The sequence below is a fragment of the Micromonospora sp. NPDC005710 genome, assembly GCF_040630995.1.
Lineage (GTDB): Bacteria > Actinomycetota > Actinomycetes > Mycobacteriales > Micromonosporaceae > Micromonospora.
Window position 1 is genome coordinate 95,211 of the sequence record NZ_JBEXYP010000012.1, and the last position, 17,740, is coordinate 112,950.

Genomic DNA, 17,740 nt, shown 5'->3' on the forward strand with positions numbered 1-17,740 from the left:
GGTGGTGGTGGTTCGGGTGGTGGCGGCCTGCCGGTCACCGGTGTGCAGGTCGGGCTGATCGGTGGGATCGGTGTGATCATCCTGCTGGTGGGCGGGGCACTGCTGGTGCTCACCCGACGCCGCAAGGTGGTTCTGGTTTCGCCGTCCGACGAGAAGTCGACCGACTGACACCGGCACGCTGACCGGTCGCGGGCGGGAGGGGCGCGACCGCGACAGGTGTGATGGCAACAGGCGTTCCGACCGGAGGGTCAGGAACGTGAGGGCGGGGTGGGCGACCACCCCGCCCTCACGCGTGCGGCGCCACCCAGCGAGCGTCGGTTGGCGGGCGGCTGGCAGAGTGAAGGGGTGAGCCGTACCCCGCAGGGCCAGCGCGCCAGTCTGGACAAGCAGCCGCACGAGGTCGCCGCGATGTTCGACGGCGTGGCAGAGCGTTACGACCTGACCAACACGGTCATCTCGCTGGGCCAGGACCGCTCCTGGCGCCGGGCCACCAGGGCGGCGCTCGGGCTGCGGCCTGGTGAGCGGGTGCTGGACGTGGGCGCGGGCACCGGCGTCTCGACGCGTGAGCTGGCCCAGTCCGGGGCGTACGCGGTGGGGGCCGACCTGTCGCTGGGCATGCTGTACGCGGGCAAGCGGTCCCGGCCCGAGGTGCCGCTGTTGGCTGGTGACGCGCTGCGACTGCCGTTCGCCGACGCCAGCTTCGACGCGGTGACCATCTCCTTCGCGTTGCGCAACGTCAACGACACCGACGCGGCGCTGCGTGAGCTGGCCCGGGTGACCCGGCCGGGTGGGCGGTTGGTGGTCTGTGAGTTCAGCACCCCGGTCAACCCGGTCTTCCGGACGGTCTACCTGTCGTACCTGATGCGGTCGTTGCCGGCGGTGGCCCGCACGGTGTCGAGCAACCCCGAGGCGTACGTCTATCTCGCCGAGTCGGTCCGGGCCTGGCCGGCGCAGTCCGCGCTCGCCGGCCGGGTGGCCGCGGCCGGGTGGGGCCGCGTGGCGTGGCGCAACCTGACCGGTGGTGTGGTGGCCCTGCACCGGGGGATCCGCGAGTAGCGGACCGCCGCACCAGTGGGCATGGACATTGTTCAGGTTCCGCTAATATCAGGCTTTAGTCCACTTTGCCCCGTACGCTTGATCGCATGACCGGAGCAGACCCGGCGGACCCGGTGGCCGCCACCGACGACGACGCGGCCGAACTCATCGCCCAGTTGCGCGAGTTGGCCGGGGCCGACCCGGTGGAGGTCCGGCAGGTGGTCGCCGAGGTGTTGGCGGCGCTGGACCGGGCGGCGGGCGGGGCGCTCCGCGAACATCTGCCGGAGACGATCCGGGTCGACGCGGGCCTGGACGCCGCCAGCTCGGCCTGACACCTGACCGCTGTGGACGGTGGGGAACTGTCACATCAGCGAGTTAGGTACCCCTGATCCTGCGCTGGTATGACGCCGGTCATACACTCGTCCCGTCTGGCTTGTGAAGCATTTCACGAGCGTGCGGGAGGAGGCGCGAATGACCGCGGTGGAACACGACGCCGACGTCATCGTCGTAGGCGCCGGTCCCGGTGGATCAGCGACTGCGTACCACCTGGCCCGGCATGGCGTACGGGTGCTGCTGCTGGAGAAGACCGAGTTCCCCCGGGAGAAGGTCTGCGGCGACGGGCTGACCCCGCGCGCGGTGCGCCAGCTCATCCGGATGGGTGTGGACACCTCGCCCGAGGCCGGCTGGCTGCACAACCGCGGCCTGCGGGTCATCGGCGGTGGGGTGCGCCTCGAACTGGACTGGCCGGAGCTGGCCAGCTTCCCCAACTACGGTCTGGTGCGCACCCGACTGGACTTCGACGACCTGCTCGCCCAACGGGCGGTGGCCGCCGGCGCGAAGCTGCGGACCAGCGTCAACGTGCTGGGCCCGGTGCTCGACGGCGACGGCCGCGTCACCGGCGTCGAGGCTGAGGTCGGCCCGGGCAAGGAGCCCACCACCTTCCACGCGCCGCTCGTCGTCGCGGCGGACGGCGTCTCCGGGCGGTTCCCGCTCGCGCTCGGGCTGGCCAAGCGGGAGGACCGGCCGATCGGCGTGGCCGTCCGCCGCTACTACCGCTCCCCGGCCAAGCACGAGGACAACTACCTGGAGTCCTGGCTGGAGCTGCGCAGCAAGGACAGCGGCGACAACCTGCTTCCCGGGTACGGCTGGATCTTCGGCCTCGGCGACGGGCGGGTGAACGTCGGCCTCGGCGTGCTCAACTCGTCCTCGGCGTTCGGCAAGACCAACTACCGCCGGCTGCTCACCGACTGGCTCGCCAACACCCCGGAAGACTGGGGGATGACCGACGAGACGAACGCCGACGGCCCGATCCTCGGTGCCGCGCTGCCGATGGGCTTCAACCGGGTGCCCCACTACACCAGGGGTGTGCTGCTCGTCGGTGACTCGGGCGGCATGGTCAACCCGTTCAACGGCGAGGGCATCGCGTACGCCATGGAGTCCGGCGAACTGGCCGCGGAGGTCATGGTCCAGGCCCTCGCCCGGCCGGCCGGCCCGGAGCGGGAGCGCGCGCTGCTGGCGTACCCGAACGAGCTGAAGGCCCGGCTCGGCGGCTACTACCGGCTGGGCGGCATCTTCGTGAAACTGATCGGCCGCCCCGAGATCATGCGGATCGCCACCAAACACGGCATGCCGCACCCGACGCTGATGCGTTTCGTGCTCAAGCTGTTGGCCAACCTGACCGACCCGCGTGGCGGGGACGCGATGGATCGGGTCATCAACGCGATGACGAAAGCCGCCCCAGCCGTGTAAATAGGACGGCATCGGCGCTGGTCAAGGCCCGATGCTGACAAAGATCGACCCCCGCCGACTGCCACTGCGAGGGACGTGAATAGTGTGATTTTCGTCAAGCACCGAGGGCAGGGAAGGACGAGCAGGAGAAAACGATGTCGCTCTCGCCTTATGCACCGATCATCGGGCTGTTCGCCCTCGCCGCGGCGTTCTCGCTGTTTTCCGTTGGCGCCGCGCGTTTCGCCGGTCCCCGTCGCTACAACAAGGCCAAACTCGAAGCTTACGAGTGCGGCATCGAGCCCAGCCCGCAGCCGGTCGGCGGCGGGCGGTTCCCGATCAAGTTCTACCTGACGGCGATGCTCTTCATCGTCTTCGACATCGAGATCATCTTCCTCTACCCCTGGGCGGTCTCGTTCGACGCTCTGCCGATCTTCGGCTTCGTGGAGATGGTCCTGTTCATCGTCGCGGTCTTCGTTGCGTACGCCTACGTGTGGCGGCGCGGCGGCCTGGACTGGGACTGAGGAAGGAACGTCAGATGGGCATCGAGGAGAAGCTTCCCGCCGGCGTCCTGCTCACCTCGGTGGAGAAGCTGGTCAACTGGTCTCGGAAGTCGTCCGTGTGGGGCGCCACCTTCGGCCTGGCCTGCTGCGCCATCGAGATGATGGCAGCCGGTGGTCCGCACTACGACATGGGCCGCTGGGGCATGGAGGTCTTCCGGGCGTCGCCCCGGCAGGCCGACCTGATGATCGTGGCCGGCCGGGTGAGTCAGAAGATGGCCCCGGTGCTGCGCCAGATCTACGACCAGATGGCCGAGCCGCGCTGGGTGCTCTCGATGGGCGTCTGCGCCAGCAGCGGCGGCATGTTCAACAACTACGCGATCGTGCAGGGCGTCGACCACGTGGTGCCCGTCGACATGTACCTCCCCGGCTGCCCGCCCCGGCCGGAGATGCTGATCGACGCGATCCTCAAGCTCCGCGAGAAGATCATGTACGAGCCGCTGGGCCCGAACGGTCGCAAGATGCTCGCCGCCCGCCAGGAGCGCGGTGACGTCCCGGTCGTGCCGTACGGCTCGATGCCCTCCTCGTACCGCAGCGACAAGGCCCGGCGTGCCGAGTGGACCCGGGCGGTCCGCGAGGGCCGCGAGGAGCAGCTGCGCATCGAGAACTGGATGAACGCTCAGAACCACCTCCACCCGCAGGCAGGCCCGAAATGACGTCACCCACTGACAAGCCGAACGACGGCGGGGTGCCGGTGCCGGTCACGCCGGTCGGCGCCACGAGTGGTGCCCCCGCCGAACTTCCGCCGGCCAGCCCGGCCGGTCGCGGGATGTTCGGCAACCAGGGCACCGGCGACGTGTCCGGCTACGGCGGCCTGGTCCGCCAGCGCCAGCCCGTCGAGGAGGCGTCCCGGCCGTACGGGGGCTACTTCGACGAGGTCCGCGACGCGCTGGAGGAGGCGTACCCGGCCTTCGCCGACGCGATCGAGAAGGTCGTCGTCGACCGGGGTGAGCTGACCCTGCACGTACGCCCCGAGCGGATCGCCGAGGTCTGCCAGGTGATGCGGGACGACCTTGCGCTGCGGTTCGAGCTGTGCTCCTCGGTGTCCGGTGCGGACTACCTGGGTGCCGACGAGCGCCGGTTGCACGTGATCTACCTGCTCACCTCCATGACGTACCGGCGGCGGGTCCGGCTGGAGGCCGCGGTCTCCGTCGAGGCCCCGCACCTGCCCAGCGTGACGGCCATCTACCCGACGGCGGACTGGCAGGAGCGGGAGGCGTACGACATGTTCGGCATCGTCTTCGACGGTCACCCCAGCCTCACCCGGATCCTCATGCCGGACGACTGGGAGGGCCACCCGCAGCGCAAGGACTACCCGCTCGGCGGCGTCCCCGTCGAGTACAAGGGCGCGGAGATCCAACCGCCGAACGAGCGGAGGTCGTACCAGTGACGACGTCGAACTACGCCAGCGAGCGCGAGACCGACGAGGGCCGGGTCTTCACCGTCACCGGTGGGGACTGGGACACGATCGTCGCGGGCACCGACCCGATCAACGACGAGCGGATCGTGGTCAACATGGGTCCGCAGCACCCGTCCACGCACGGGGTGCTGCGGCTGATCCTGGAGCTGGAGGGCGAGACGGTCCGCGAGGCCCGTTCGGTCGTCGGCTACCTGCACACCGGCATCGAGAAGAACCTCGAATACCGCAACTGGGTCCAGGGCTCGACCTTCGTGACCCGGATGGACTACCTCGCCCCGATCTTCAACGAGACGGCGTACGCCCTCGCCGTCGAGAAGCTGCTCGGCATCACCGACGACATCACCGAGCGGGCCACCACGATCCGCGTGCTGATGATGGAGCTCAACCGGATCTCGTCGCACCTGGTCTGGCTGGCCACCACCGGCATGGAGCTGGGCGCGATCTCGATCATGTTGTACGGCTTCCGCGAGCGGGAGTACATCCTCGACATCTTCGAGACCATCACCGGCCTGCGGATGAACCACGCGTACGTGCGGCCGGGTGGTGTGGCGCAGGACGTGCCGGACGACGCGATCCGCAAGATCCGTGAGTTCCTCAAGATGATGCCGAAGAAGCTCAAGGAGTACGAGGACCTCCTCTCCGGCCAGCCGATCTGGACCGAGCGGACGAAGGGCGTCGCGGTGCTGGACGTCACCGGCTGCGTGGCCCTCGGCATCACCGGCCCGGTGCTGCGCTCCGCCGGGCTCGCCTGGGACCTGCGCAAGACCATGCCGTACTGCGGCTACGAGACGTACGAGTTCGACGTGCCGACCCACCCCGACGGTGACGTGTGGGGCCGCTACCAGGTCCGGCTCGCCGAGATCCGGGAGTCGATGAAGCTTGTCGAGCAGGCGCTGGACCGGCTCCGCCCGGGCCCGGTGATGGTCGCCGACCGCAAGATCGCCTGGCCGGCGCAGTTGGCCATCGGCGTGGACGGCATGGGCAACTCGCTCGAGCACGTCGCGAAGATCATGGGTCAGTCGATGGAGTCGCTGATCCACCACTTCAAGCTCGTGACCGAAGGCTTCCGGGTTCCGCCCGGCCAGGTGTACGTGGCCATCGAGGCGCCCCGCGGCGAGCTGGGCGTCCACGCGGTGTCCGACGGTGGCACCCGGCCCTACCGGGTGCACTACCGGGAGCCGAGCTTCGTCAACCTGCAGGCCCTCCCGGCGATGGCCGAGGGCGGTCTGATCGCCGACGTGATCGCCGGCGGCGCCTCGTTGGACCCGGTGATGGGTGGGTGTGACCGATGACGACGACTTTCACTGACGAGACCCGGGAGCGGGCGCGCGAGATCATCGCCCGTTACCCGGCGGACCGGTCCCGCTCGGCGCTGCTGCCGTTGCTGCACCTGGTCCAGGCCGAAGAGGGGTACGTCTCCCCGGCCGGGGTCACGTTCTGCGCCGAGGTGCTGGGGCTGAACAAGGCCCAGGTCGGCGCGGTGGCCACCTTCTACACGATGTACAAGCGCAAGCCGACCGGTGACTTTCTGGTCAGCGTCTGCACCAACACGATGTGCAACGTGCTCGGTGGCCAGGAGGTCTACGACACCCTCGCCGAGCACCTGGGCGTCGGGCACGACGAGACCACAGCGGACGGCACTATCACGCTGGAGCACGCCGAGTGCTTGGCGGCGTGCGACTACGGCCCGGTGATGACCGTCAACTACGACTTCTTCGACGGCGTGGACGCCTCCACTGCGGTCGGTGTTGTCGACGAGCTGCGGGCCGGCGGCCGGCCGATGCCGACCCGGGGCGCCCGGCTCTGCACGCTCAAGGAGATGGCGGTTCAGCTCGCCGGTTTCGCCGACGAGCGCGACGGTGCGGTCGCCGACGGTGGGCCGGGTGAGCCGACCCTGCGAGGGCTGCGGCTTGCCCAGCAGCACGGCGTCTCGGTGCCGGGCTTCGACCCGAACACCCCGATCCGTAGCAAGGCCGAGGCCGACAAGGCCGCCGCCGAGGCGAAGGCGAAGGCGGAGGCAGCCAAGCCGGCGCCCGTCGAGGCCAGCGCGGCTCCGGTGAAGGGTGGCGACGGGGCCTCCGCCCCGACCGGGGCAGCCGGGGTCACCGCGCCGGCGAAGCAGGCAGAGACCACCGTGCCGGCGAAGCCGGCGGACACCACCGGCAGCACCACGCGGGACGTCAAGGCACCCGACGACAAGTCGCCGCAGGTGCGTACCGCCGAGACCCGGCAGCCGGACGCCGACACCGCAGTGCCGGACGCTCCCGGCACGAAGGTCCCGGTGGATCGCTCCGGCACCGCGCCCGAGGCCGACGACGCACTGTCGGCCGAGGCCGCGGGCGTGGCGGCGAACGCGCCAGCCGGCGACGGCAAGCCCGCCGGCGACGGAGCCGGGGCGCAGGAGCGCAACCTCACCGAAGCGAAGGCTGGAACGGACGCCGACGGCGCCGGAGCGGCCGATGCGAACGAAACGGGGGCCCAGAAGTGACCACTCCCCGCCCGGAGACGCTGGCCAAGCTGACGCCGGTGCTGACCAAGCGCTGGCTGTCGCCGGACGCCTGGCAGATCGGCACGTACGAGCAGCTGGACGGCTACGCCGCGCTGCGCAAGGCACTGAAGGCCCACCCGGACGACCTGATCCAGCTGATCAAGGACTCCGGGCTGCGGGGCCGAGGTGGCGCCGGCTTCCCGACCGGCCTCAAGTGGGGCTTCATCCCGCAGGGCGACGGTAAGCCGCACTACCTGGTGGTCAACGCCGACGAGGGCGAGCCGGGCACCTGCAAGGACCTGCCGCTGATGACCCACGACCCGCACGCGCTGGTCGAAGGCGTGATCATCGCTTCGTACGCGATCCGGGCCGCCCGCGCCTACATCTACATCCGGGGCGAGGCGGTGCACGCCGCGCGGCGGCTGCGCAACGCGGTCCAGGAGGCGTACGACAAGGGTTACCTGGGCCGGAACATCCTGCGCAGCGGCTACGACCTGGAGCTGGTGGTGCACTCCGGCGCCGGGGCGTACATCTGCGGCGAGGAGACGGCGCTGCTGGACTCGCTGGAGGGGTTCCGGGGTCAGCCCCGGCTGCGCCCGCCGTTCCCGGCCACCCACGGCCTGTACGCGAGCCCGACAGTGGTGAACAACGTCGGCACCATCGCCAGCGTGCCGCCGATCGTGCTCGGTGGGGCCGACTGGTGGAAGAGCATGGGCACCGAGAAGTCCTCCGGGCCGATGATCTACTCGCTTTCCGGCCGGGTCGCCAACCCGGGCCAGTACGAGTGCTCGATGGGTGTCACGCTGCGCGAGCTGCTGGAGCTGGCCGGTGGCATGCAGCCCGGCCACAACCTGCGGTTCTGGACGCCGGGTGGCTCGTCCACCCCGCTGCTCGCCGCCGAGCACCTGGACGTGCCACTCGACTTCGAGGGGGTGGCGGGCGCCGGGTCGATCCTCGGCACCACTGCCACCCAGATCTTCTCCGACCAGGACTGCCCGGTGTACGCGACGTACCGGTGGCTGGAGTTCTATCACCACGAGTCGTGCGGCAAGTGCACCCCGTGCCGTGAGGGCAACTACTGGATGGTCCGGGTCTACCGGCGGATCCTCGCCGGTCAGGGCACCCACGAAGACCTGGACACCCTGCTGGACACCTGCGACAACATCCTCGGCCGCTCGTTCTGCGGCCTGGGTGACGGCGCGACCAGCTCGGTGACCTCGTCGTTGCAGTACTTCAAGCAGGACTACCTCGACTACATCGAGGGACGTACCGCGCCGAAGCTCTCCGACAAGCAGCTGGTTGGAGCTCACTGATGAGCGCGAGGAATGAGCTTGCGAGTCCCGCAGTCGCGAATGGAAGGCGGCTCTGATGACGGACGTAGCAAAGCAGACCGAGACGGTCACCCTCACCATCGACGGCGTCGAGGTCACCGCCCCCAAGGGGACGCTGCTGATCCGGGCCGCCGAGCAGATGGGCACCGAGATCCCCCGGTTCTGCGACCACCCGCTGCTGGCCCCGGCCGGCGCCTGCCGGCAGTGCCTGGTCGACGTGGAGGGGCAGCGCAAGCCGGTCGCCTCCTGCACCCAGACCGTCGCCGACGGCATGGTCGTGCGGACCCAGCTCACCTCCCCGGTGGCCAAGAAGGCGCAGGAGGGGGTGATGGAGCTGCTGCTGCTCAACCACCCGCTGGACTGCCCGATGTGTGACAAGGGCGGCGAGTGCCCGCTCCAGAACCAGGCGATGTCCACCGGTCGCACCGACTCGCGCTTCCACGAGCACAAGCGGGAGTACGAGAAGCCGATGGCGATCAGCAGCCAGGTGCTGCTGGACCGTGAGCGGTGCGTGCTCTGCCAGCGGTGCACCAGGTTCTCCGAGGAGATCGCCGGCGACAAGTTCATCGACCTGATGGGCCGGTCGTCCTCCGAGGAAATCAACATCTACCGGGACGACGCGTATGGGGCTGAGGTCGACGCCGGCAGTGCCGACGGCACCGGCGCGGGCGCCGGTGATGTCCCGTTCAACTCCTACTTCTCCGGCAACACCGTGCAGATCTGCCCGGTGGGTGCGCTCACCGGTGCCCAGTACCGCTTCCGGGCCCGCCCGTTCGACCTCGTCTCCAGCCCGAGCGTCTGTGAGCACTGCTCGGCCGGCTGCGGGCAGCGCACCGACTGGCGGCGCGGCAAGGTGCTGCGCCGGTTGGCCGGTGACGAGCCGGCGGTGAACGAGGAGTGGAACTGCGACAAGGGTCGCTGGGGCTTCCAGTACACCCGGGCCGCCGACCGGCTGACCACCCCGCTGGTCCGCGACGAGCACACCGGCGAGCTGCGCGAGGCGTCCTGGAGTGAGGCGCTCACCGTCGCCGCCGAAGGGCTGCACATCGCGCGGGAGAGCGGGCAGGGCACCGCGGTGCTCACCGGCGGTCGGCTGACCGTCGAGGACGCGTACGCGTACGCCAAGTTCGCCCGGGTCGCGTTGAACACCAACGACATCGACTTCCGGGCCCGGCCGGTCTCCCGCGAGGAGGCCGATTTCCTGGCCAGCTCGGTCGCCGGGGTCACCGACGTCACCTACACCGACGTGGAGAACGCGCCGGCGGTGGTGCTCGTCGGCCTGGAGCCCGAGGAGGAGTGCCCGATCCTCTTCCTGCGGCTGCGCAAGGCGTACCTGAAGAAGACCCTGACGGTGTACGCGCTGGCACCCTTCGCCACCCGCGGCCTGGAGAAGCTCGGTGCCAAGCTGGCCCGGGTGGTGCCGGGCGAGGAGGCGAGCGTGCTCGCCGAGCACGCCACCGTGAGCGAGGCGTTGAGCGCACCGGGCGCGATCCTGATCGTCGGTGAGCGGTTGGCCACCGTGCCGGGTGGGCTCTCCGCCGCGGCGGACGTGGCCCGGCGTACCGGCGCGAAGCTGGCCTGGGTGCCGCGGCGCGCTGGTGACCGCGGCGCTGTCGACGCGGGCTGCCTGCCCAACCTGCTCCCCGGTGGACGCCTGGTCACCGAGCCGGCCGCCCGGGCCGAGCTGGGTGAGGCGTGGGACATCCCGGCCGGGGTGATCCCGAGCCAGGCTGGTCGGGACACCGACGGCATCCTGGCCGCGGCCGCCAACGGGCAGCTCGGCGCGCTTGTCGTCGGCGGTGTCGACCCGGCTGATCTGGCCGACCCGCGACTGGCCGAGTCCGCCCTGGACGCGGTGCCGTTCCTGGTCAGCCTCGAGCTGAAGGCCAGCGCGGTGACCCGGCGGGCGAACGTGGTGCTGCCGGTCGCGCCGGTGGCCGAGAAGGCCGGCAGCTTCCTGGACTGGGAGGGTCGGCTGCGCCCGTTCGAGCCGGTGCTGAACACGGCGGCGATGACCGACGGCCGGGTGCTCGACGCGCTGGCCGCACTGCTCGACGTGCGCCTCGGCACCGCCGACGTGCCGAGCGTGCGTCGCGAGCTGGGCACGTTGCCGGCGACGCGGATGTCCCGACCGGCCGCGCCGTCGGTCGCGCCGGGCCGGGTGCCGCAGCCGAACGCCGGGGAGGCCGTGCTGGCCACCTGGCACCAGCTGGTGGACCTCGGCACCCTGACCGAGGGCGACGAGAACCTCGCCGGAACCGCCCGCCCGCCGGTGGTCCGCCTGGGTAAGGGCACCGCCGAGGCGCTCGGTGTGGTCGACGGTGACGCGGTCACTGTCGGCACCGACCGGGGGGCTCTCACCCTGCCGGCGGAACTCACCGAGATGCCGGACGGCGTGGTCTGGCTGCCGACCAACTCACCCGGCTCGACAGTGCGGCGCAGCCTCGGGGCGACGTCCGGCGCGGTCGTCCGGATCTCCGTCCCCGCACCCGGTGCGGCCATCCCGGCCGGCCGTGTGGCGGCCGACGAGACCGGCCTCCCGGGTCCACTCCTCACGTCCGGGGGTAACCAGTGAGTGCGATCTTCCTCGCCCAGGATCCGACGTTGGCCGACTTCGGCCGGGATCCGTGGTGGCTGGTTCTCGGCAAGATCGTCTTCGCGTTCGCCTTCGGTCTGCTGGCCACGCTGCTCGGCGTCTGGTTCGAACGACGCGTGGTCGGCTACATGCAGGTGCGGCCCGGCCCCAACCAGGTCGGCCCGTTCGGTCTGCTGCAGACCCTCGCCGACGGCCTGAAGATGGCCTTCAAGGAGGACATCCTGCCGAAGGCGGCCGACAAGGTCGTCTACTTCTTCGCCCCGACGATCTCGGTGATCTGCGCGGTGACCGCCCTGTCGGTGGTGCCGTTCGGCCCGATGGTGAGCATCTTCGGTCACCACACGCCGTTGCAGGTCACCGATGTGCCGGTGGCGGTGCTGCTGCTGCTGGCCTGCTCGTCGATGGGCGTCTACGGCATCGTGCTGGGCGGTTGGGCCTCCGGCTCGACGTACCCGCTGCTGGGTGGCCTGCGGTCGAGTGCCCAGATGATCTCGTACGAGGTCGCCATGGGGCTCAGCATCGTGGCGGTCTTCATGACCGCCGGCACGATGAGCACCAGCGGCATCGTCGCCGCCCAGGCCCACGGGACGCAGCTCAGCATCGGCGGGTTCGACCTGCCCGCCCCCGGCTGGTACGCGATCCTGCTGCTGCCGAGCTTCGTCATCTTCTTCATCGCCACCGTGGGTGAGACCAACCGGGCGCCGTTCGACCTCCCCGAGGCTGAGTCCGAGCTGGTCGCCGGCTTCATGACGGAGTACAGCTCGCTGAAGTTCGCGCTCTTCATGCTCAGCGAGTACGTCGCGATGGTGACCATGTCCGCGGTCACGACCACGCTGTTCCTGGGCGGCTGGCGGGCACCCTGGCCGATCACCCTCTGGGAGGGCGCCAACTCCGGTTGGTGGCCGATGCTCTGGTTCTTCGGCAAGGTGATCGCCCTGGTCTTCGTGTTCGTGTGGCTACGGGGCACGCTGCCCCGACTGCGCTACGACCAGTTCATGCGGCTCGGCTGGAAGGTGCTGCTGCCGATCAACCTGGTCTGGATCCTGGTCCTGTCGGGCCTGCGCTCCATCGAGGACTGGGACACCAAGGGCAAGGTGATCGCCGTCGGCATCCCGGCGGGCATCCTGCTGATCGCCACGATCCTCTGGCCCAGCCGGCGTCCGAAGCCGACGCCGACGACGCAGGAACAGGTCGACAACCGGCCGCACGGGAGCTTCCCGCTGCCGCCGATGGATCTTCAGGTACCACCGAGCCCGCGTATCACGCGCGTGGTCGCCGAGCGGGAGCCGGCAAACATCGTTGCCGGCTCGGACTCCAGGGAGGTGTGACGTGGGCGCGATCACCGGAACGTTCAAGGGATTCGGTGTCACCTTCTCGCACATGTTCAGGAAGGTCGTCACCACCGACTATCCGTTCAAGCCGCCGGTGTCGGCGCCGCGCTACCACGGGCGGCACATCCTCAACCGGCACCCGGACGGCCTGGAGAAGTGCATCGGCTGCGAGCTGTGCGCCTGGGCCTGCCCGGCGGACGCGATCTACGTCGAGGGTGGCGACAACACCGACGAGCAGCGCTTCTCGCCGGGTGAGCGGTACGCCAGCATCTACCAGATCAACTACGCCCGGTGCATCTTCTGCGGGCTGTGCATCGAGGCCTGCCCGACCCGGTCGCTCACGATGAGCAACGAGTACGAGCTGGCCCGGGACAACCGGCAGGACCTGATCTTCACCAAGGAGCAGCTGCTCGCGCCGTTGCTCGAGGGCATGGAGCAGCCGCCGCACCCGATGCGGCTGGGTGACAGCGAGAAGGACTACTACGTCGGCGCGCTTAACAACCCGGGCACCTCCGCCGGTGCGGAGACGTCCCCGATGGGTCCCGGCCGCTACCAGGTCGAGGAGCACCCCGGCGTGACGTTCCCGGGCGCCGAGCAGGCCGCCCAGCGCGTCGCGGCCGGCAAGGGAGAGGAAGCATGACCACGTCTACGGTGCTGGCCGCGGCGGGTGCGGTGTCGGGAGGTGAGGAGGTCACCTTCTGGATCCTCGGGCCGCTCGCGCTCATCGGCGCGATCGGGATGGTGGCCGCGCGCAACGCTGTGCACTCCGCGCTCTGGCTGGTGCTCACCATGCTCTGCCTGGGCGTGTTCTACGTGCTCCAGGCCGGGCCGTTCATCGGCATGGTGCAGATCATCGTCTACACCGGCGCGATCATGATGCTCTTCCTCTTCGTGCTGATGCTCGTCGGCCGGGACTCCACCGACTCGCTCATCGAGACGTTGCGCGGCCAGCGGGTCGCCGCGATCGTGCTCGGGTTGGGCTTCGCCGGCCTGGTCGGCGGGGCGCTCTACCGGGCGTTGGACGGCACCACGGCGGTCGGCCTGGAGCAGGCCAACGCGGAGGGCAACGTGCAGGGCATCGCCCGACTGCTCTTCACCAAGTACGTCTTCGCGTTCGAGCTGACCTCGGCGCTGCTGATCACCGCGGCGGTCGGTGCGATGGTGCTGGCGCACATCGAGCGCCGCAAGGAGGACAAGGTCGACCAGGTGTCGACGATGCGGGCCCGTTTCGCGCCGGGCAACTACCCCGGCCCCAAGCCGGGCCCCGGCGTCTTCGCGACCTCGTCCTCGGTGGCCACCCCGGCCCTACTGCCGGACGGCCGGCTCTCCGAGCGGAGCACGCCGGACATCCTGCCGGTGCGGGAGCTGACCGCGCAGGAGACCACGCTGAAAGGTACTGACTCATGACGCCTGACTACTATCTGGTGCTCGCGGCGGTGCTGTTCACCATCGGCGCCGCCGGGGTGCTCGTCCGGCGCAACGCGATCGTGCTGTTCATGTGCGTGGAGCTGATGCTCAACGCGGCCAACCTGACGCTGGTCACCTTCAGCCGGATCAACGGTGACCTCAACGGCCAGATCATGGCGTTCTTCGTGATGGTGGTGGCGGCGGCCGAGGTCGTGGTCGGGCTCGCGATCATCATGTCCATCTTCCGGACGCGACGCTCGGCGAGTGTCGACGACGCCAACCTGCTGAAGTACTAGAGGGGTCCACCGGTGGAAGAGACTGTGGAATACGCCCAGGCCACGGGGCTGCTCGGGGGCGTCTGGCTGCTGGTGGCGATCCCGCTGCTCAGCGCGGCCATCCTGCTGCTGCTCGGCCGCCGGGCCGACCGCTGGGGGCACTGGTTGGGCGTCGCCGCCATCGGCGTCGCGTTCGTGCTCGGCCTGAGCTTCTTCTTCCAGCTACGGGGCCTGGAGAACAAGTCCGTCGAGCTGAGCCTCTGGGACTTCATCGCCGTCGGTGATCTGCGCGTCGACTTCGGCCTGCTGTTCGACCCGCTGGCCGCGGTCTTCGTCCTGCTGATCACCGGGGTGGGTTTCCTGATCCACCTGTACGCGGTGGAGTACATGTCGCACGACGCGGGTCGTCGTCGGTTCTTCGCGTACTTCAACCTGTTCGTCGCGGCGATGCTGCTGCTGGTGCTCGGCAACAACTACGTGATGCTGTACTTCGGCTGGGAAGGCGTCGGTCTGGCGTCGTACCTGCTGATCTCCTTCTGGACCGAGCGGCCGAGCGCGGCCACCGCCGGCAAGAAGGCGTTCCTGATGAACCGGGTCGGCGACACGGGCCTGGCCATCGGCATCTTCATCATGTTCGCCACGCTGGGCACCACCCAGTACGACGAGGTGTTCAACGGCGTCGGCGCGCTCACCGGCACCACGGTGCTGGTCCTCGGCCTGTTGCTGCTGCTCGGCGCGGCAGGCAAGTCGGGTCAGTTCCCGCTCCAGGCGTGGTTGCCGGACGCGATGGAGGGCCCGACCCCGGTGTCGGCGCTCATCCACGCCGCCACCATGGTCACCGCGGGCGTCTACCTGATCGCCAGGTCCAACCCGATCTTCTCCGCCAACTCGACGCTGCAACTCGTGGTGGTCAGTGTCGGCGCGCTCACCCTGCTGATCGGCTGCATCATCGGTGCGGCGAAGGACGACATCAAGCGGGTGCTCGCCTGGTCGACGGTGAGCCAGATCGGCTACATGTTCCTCGGTGTCGGCCTCGGCGGCGCGGCGTACGCGCTGGCCATCGTGCACCTGCTGGCGCACGGCTTCTTCAAGGCCAACATGTTCCTGGGCGCCGGCTCGGTCATGCACGGGATGAAGGACCAGGTCGACATCCGCCGCTTCGGTGGGCTGTCCAAGTACATGAAGATCACCTGGTTGACCTTCATGATGGGCTGGCTGGCCATCATCGGCATGTTCCCGTTCTCCGGCTTCTTCTCGAAGGAGCCGATCATCGTGGCCGCCTTCGAGCGGGAGGACTGGACCGCCTGGCTCTTCGGCGGGGCGGCGCTGCTCGGCGCCGGACTCACCGCGTTCTACATGACCCGGCTGTTCGTGCTCACCTTCCACGGCCCGCAGCGGTGGACCGAGGACATCGAGCACCCGCACGAGTCGCCGAAGCTGATGACCATCCCGCTGATCCTCCTGGCGGTCGGGTCGGTCGGCGCCGGCTTCCTGCTCTCCACCTCCGTTCCGGACTGGCTGACGGAGACCGCCGGGCTGGGTGGCGAGCACGCGGAGCACGAGGCGGTCCTCTCGCATTCCGTGATCACCGTGCTGTCGCTGCTCGTCACGGTGCTCGGTGCCGGGCTCGCCTGGTTCCTGTTCCGGGCCGGTACGGCCACCGCGCCGCAGCCGGCCGGGGTGCTCGTCACCGCCGCCAGGCGCAACCTCTACACCGACACGGTCAACGAGGCGGTCTTCGAGAAGCCGGGCATCTTCCTGACCCGGGCGCTCGTGTACCTCGACAACCGGGGCATCGACGGGCTCGTCAACGGGCTCGCCGCCGCGGTCGGCGGGGGCTCGGGTCGCCTCCGCCGGATGCAGACCGGCTTTGTCCGCTCGTACGCCACCTCGATCCTGGCCGGTGCGCTGCTGGTGATGGCGGCGTTCCTGGCGGTGCAGGCGGGGTGGTTGGCGTGATCGACCTCAGTACGCCCGCCCCCGCCGGCGGACCACGCAGTGACGACGGAGGTAAGGCCGCATAATGTCCAACTTCCCGTTCCTCTCGGTGCTCACCGTGGCGCCGCTGGTGGGCGCCCTGGTGGTGGCCTTCCTGCCGCGCCACCGCCCGGAGCTGGCCAAGCAGGTGGCGTTCGTCTGGTCGCTGCTCGTGCTTGTGCTCTCGGTGGTGATGTGGGTCAGCTTCAACGCCGGCGGTGACCGGTTCCAGTTCCGCGAGTCGTACTCGTGGATCCCGAACTGGGGGGTCAGCTTCACCTTCGCCGCCGACGGCATCGCGCTGGTGATGCTGATGCTCATCGCGGTGCTGGTGCCGCTGGTGATCCTGGCGTCCTGGCACGACGCCGATTCGTCGAAGCGGTCGGTGCCCGTCTACTTCGCGCTGCTGCTGGTCCTCGAATGCACGATGATCGGCGTCTTCGCGGCCGCCGACGTCTTCCTGTTCTACGTGTTCTTCGAGGTCATGCTGGTGCCGATGTACTTCCTCATCGGCAGCTACGGCGGCCACCAGCGGCAGTACGCGGCGGTGAAGTTCTTCCTCTACTCGCTCGTCGGCGGTCTGTTCATGCTGGCTGCGGTGATCGGTCTCTGGGTGGTCGGCGGCAAGACCTTCGACTGGCAGGCGCTCACGCAGGTCGACATCAGCACCGGCACCGAGCGGTGGCTGTTCCTCGGCTTCTTCCTCGCGTTCGCCATCAAGGCGCCGTTCTTCCCGTTCCACACCTGGCTGCCCGACGCCGGTGGTGCCGCCCCGGCGGGCGCGGCGGCGCTGCTCGTCGGCGTCCTGGACAAGGTCGGCACCTTCGGCATCCTGCGCTACTGCCTGCCGCTGTTCCCCGAGGCGTCGAAGTGGTTCGCGCCGTGGGCGCTGGCCCTGGGCGTGATCGGCATCATCTACGCGGCGCTGCTGGCGGTCGGCCAGAACGACCTGAAGCGGCTGGTGTCGTACACCTCGATCGCGCACTTCGGCTTCATCGGGGTGGGCATCTTCGCCTTCACCACCCAGGCCGGCACCGGCGCGGTGCTCTACATGCTCAACCACGGGCTGGCCACCGGCCTGCTCTTCCTGGTGGTGGGCATGCTGATCTCCCGGCGCGGCTCGTCGTTGATCAGCGACTTCGGTGGTGCCGGCAAGCTGGTCCCGGTGCTCGCCGGGGTGCTGTTCTTCGCCGGTCTCGCCTCGCTCGCGCTGCCCGGTACGGCGCCGTTCATCTCCGAGTTCCTGGTGCTGATCGGCACCTTCACCGTGAACAAGCCGGTCGCGGTCATCGCCACGCTCGGCATCATCCTGGCCGCCGCGTACGTGCTGTGGATGGTGCAGCGCACCACCCAGGGCACTCTCAACCCGGCGCTGACCGAGGTCGACGGCATGCGCCGGGACCTCAACCTGCGCGAGAAGGTAGTGGTCGCTCCCCTGATCGCGCTGATCGTGCTGCTCGGCTTCTTCCCGAAGCCGGTCACTGACGTGATCAACCCGGCCGTCCAGGCGACAATGGACGACATCGGCAGAACCGACCCGGCCCCGTCCGTGGGTGGCACCGTCCAGGAGGCAGCTCGGTGAGCGCGAGGAGTGA

The 17,740-nt window shown here is 69.5% G+C and carries 16 protein-coding genes; all 16 read left to right on the forward strand.

What is annotated here, in order from left to right; translation table 11 throughout:
- Window positions 1–345: 345 nt before the first annotated feature.
- Window positions 346–1,056: a demethylmenaquinone methyltransferase gene (locus ABZ406_RS18065; RefSeq protein ID WP_357762561.1), complete on the forward strand. Its 711-nt coding sequence runs from the start codon at window positions 346–348 to the stop codon at window positions 1,054–1,056.
- Between the two features lie 86 nt (window positions 1,057–1,142).
- The gene (locus ABZ406_RS18070; RefSeq protein ID WP_238679899.1) at window positions 1,143–1,367 is read left to right on the forward strand and encodes a hypothetical protein; all 225 of its coding nucleotides are present in this window, start codon (window positions 1,143–1,145) and stop codon (window positions 1,365–1,367) included.
- 139 nt (window positions 1,368–1,506) lie between these two features.
- On the forward strand, window positions 1,507–2,784 hold the full coding sequence (locus ABZ406_RS18075; protein WP_112585680.1) for a geranylgeranyl reductase family protein: 1,278 nt from the start codon (window positions 1,507–1,509) through the stop codon (window positions 2,782–2,784).
- A 134-nt stretch (window positions 2,785–2,918) separates the two neighbouring features.
- Window positions 2,919–3,284 (forward strand): NADH-quinone oxidoreductase subunit A, encoded by a 366-nt coding sequence (locus ABZ406_RS18080; protein WP_007454588.1) that lies wholly within the window; start codon window positions 2,919–2,921, stop codon window positions 3,282–3,284.
- A 14-nt stretch (window positions 3,285–3,298) separates the two neighbouring features.
- On the forward strand, window positions 3,299–3,976 hold the full coding sequence (locus ABZ406_RS18085) for an NADH-quinone oxidoreductase subunit B (RefSeq protein WP_030486262.1): 678 nt from the start codon (window positions 3,299–3,301) through the stop codon (window positions 3,974–3,976).
- Window positions 3,973–4,710 carry an NADH-quinone oxidoreductase subunit C gene (locus ABZ406_RS18090; RefSeq protein ID WP_357762566.1) on the forward strand — a complete coding sequence of 246 codons (738 nt, stop codon included), beginning with the start codon at window positions 3,973–3,975 and terminating at the stop codon, window positions 4,708–4,710. The genes ABZ406_RS18085 and ABZ406_RS18090 overlap by 4 nt, the downstream gene beginning before the upstream one ends.
- Window positions 4,707–6,032 carry an NADH-quinone oxidoreductase subunit D gene (locus ABZ406_RS18095; protein WP_357762568.1) on the forward strand — a complete coding sequence of 442 codons (1,326 nt, stop codon included), beginning with the start codon at window positions 4,707–4,709 and terminating at the stop codon, window positions 6,030–6,032. The genes ABZ406_RS18090 and ABZ406_RS18095 overlap by 4 nt, the downstream gene beginning before the upstream one ends.
- Window positions 6,029–7,228: an NADH-quinone oxidoreductase subunit NuoE gene (nuoE, locus tag ABZ406_RS18100; RefSeq protein ID WP_357762570.1), complete on the forward strand. Its 1,200-nt coding sequence runs from the start codon at window positions 6,029–6,031 to the stop codon at window positions 7,226–7,228. The genes ABZ406_RS18095 and nuoE overlap by 4 nt, the downstream gene beginning before the upstream one ends.
- Window positions 7,225–8,541 (forward strand): NADH-quinone oxidoreductase subunit NuoF, encoded by a 1,317-nt coding sequence (gene nuoF / locus ABZ406_RS18105; RefSeq protein WP_357762573.1) that lies wholly within the window; start codon window positions 7,225–7,227, stop codon window positions 8,539–8,541. The genes nuoE and nuoF overlap by 4 nt, the downstream gene beginning before the upstream one ends.
- A 55-nt stretch (window positions 8,542–8,596) precedes the next feature.
- Entirely contained in the window at window positions 8,597–11,134 is a 2,538-nt protein-coding gene (locus tag ABZ406_RS18110) for an NADH-quinone oxidoreductase subunit G (protein ID WP_357762576.1), read from the forward strand.
- Window positions 11,131–12,483 carry an NADH-quinone oxidoreductase subunit NuoH gene (gene nuoH / locus ABZ406_RS18115; RefSeq protein WP_357762579.1) on the forward strand — a complete coding sequence of 451 codons (1,353 nt, stop codon included), beginning with the start codon at window positions 11,131–11,133 and terminating at the stop codon, window positions 12,481–12,483. Before ABZ406_RS18110 ends, nuoH begins: the two co-directional genes overlap by 4 nt.
- Window position 12,484: 1 nt before the next feature.
- Window positions 12,485–13,126 carry an NADH-quinone oxidoreductase subunit NuoI gene (gene nuoI / locus ABZ406_RS18120; RefSeq protein ID WP_357762582.1) on the forward strand — a complete coding sequence of 214 codons (642 nt, stop codon included), beginning with the start codon at window positions 12,485–12,487 and terminating at the stop codon, window positions 13,124–13,126.
- Window positions 13,123–13,893 carry an NADH-quinone oxidoreductase subunit J gene (locus ABZ406_RS18125; RefSeq protein ID WP_357762585.1) on the forward strand — a complete coding sequence of 257 codons (771 nt, stop codon included), beginning with the start codon at window positions 13,123–13,125 and terminating at the stop codon, window positions 13,891–13,893. Before nuoI ends, ABZ406_RS18125 begins: the two co-directional genes overlap by 4 nt.
- Complete coding sequence (gene nuoK, locus ABZ406_RS18130) at window positions 13,890–14,189, forward strand: NADH-quinone oxidoreductase subunit NuoK (protein ID WP_030486270.1); 300 nt, start codon at window positions 13,890–13,892, stop codon at window positions 14,187–14,189. Before ABZ406_RS18125 ends, nuoK begins: the two co-directional genes overlap by 4 nt.
- A gap of 12 nt (window positions 14,190–14,201) precedes the next feature.
- Window positions 14,202–16,127, forward strand: coding sequence for an NADH-quinone oxidoreductase subunit L (gene nuoL / locus ABZ406_RS18135; RefSeq protein WP_357762588.1), 1,926 nt, complete (start codon window positions 14,202–14,204; stop codon window positions 16,125–16,127).
- 64 nt (window positions 16,128–16,191) lie between these two features.
- Window positions 16,192–17,727 (forward strand): NADH-quinone oxidoreductase subunit M, encoded by a 1,536-nt coding sequence (locus ABZ406_RS18140; RefSeq protein ID WP_357762591.1) that lies wholly within the window; start codon window positions 16,192–16,194, stop codon window positions 17,725–17,727.
- Window positions 17,728–17,740 lie beyond the last annotated feature (13 nt).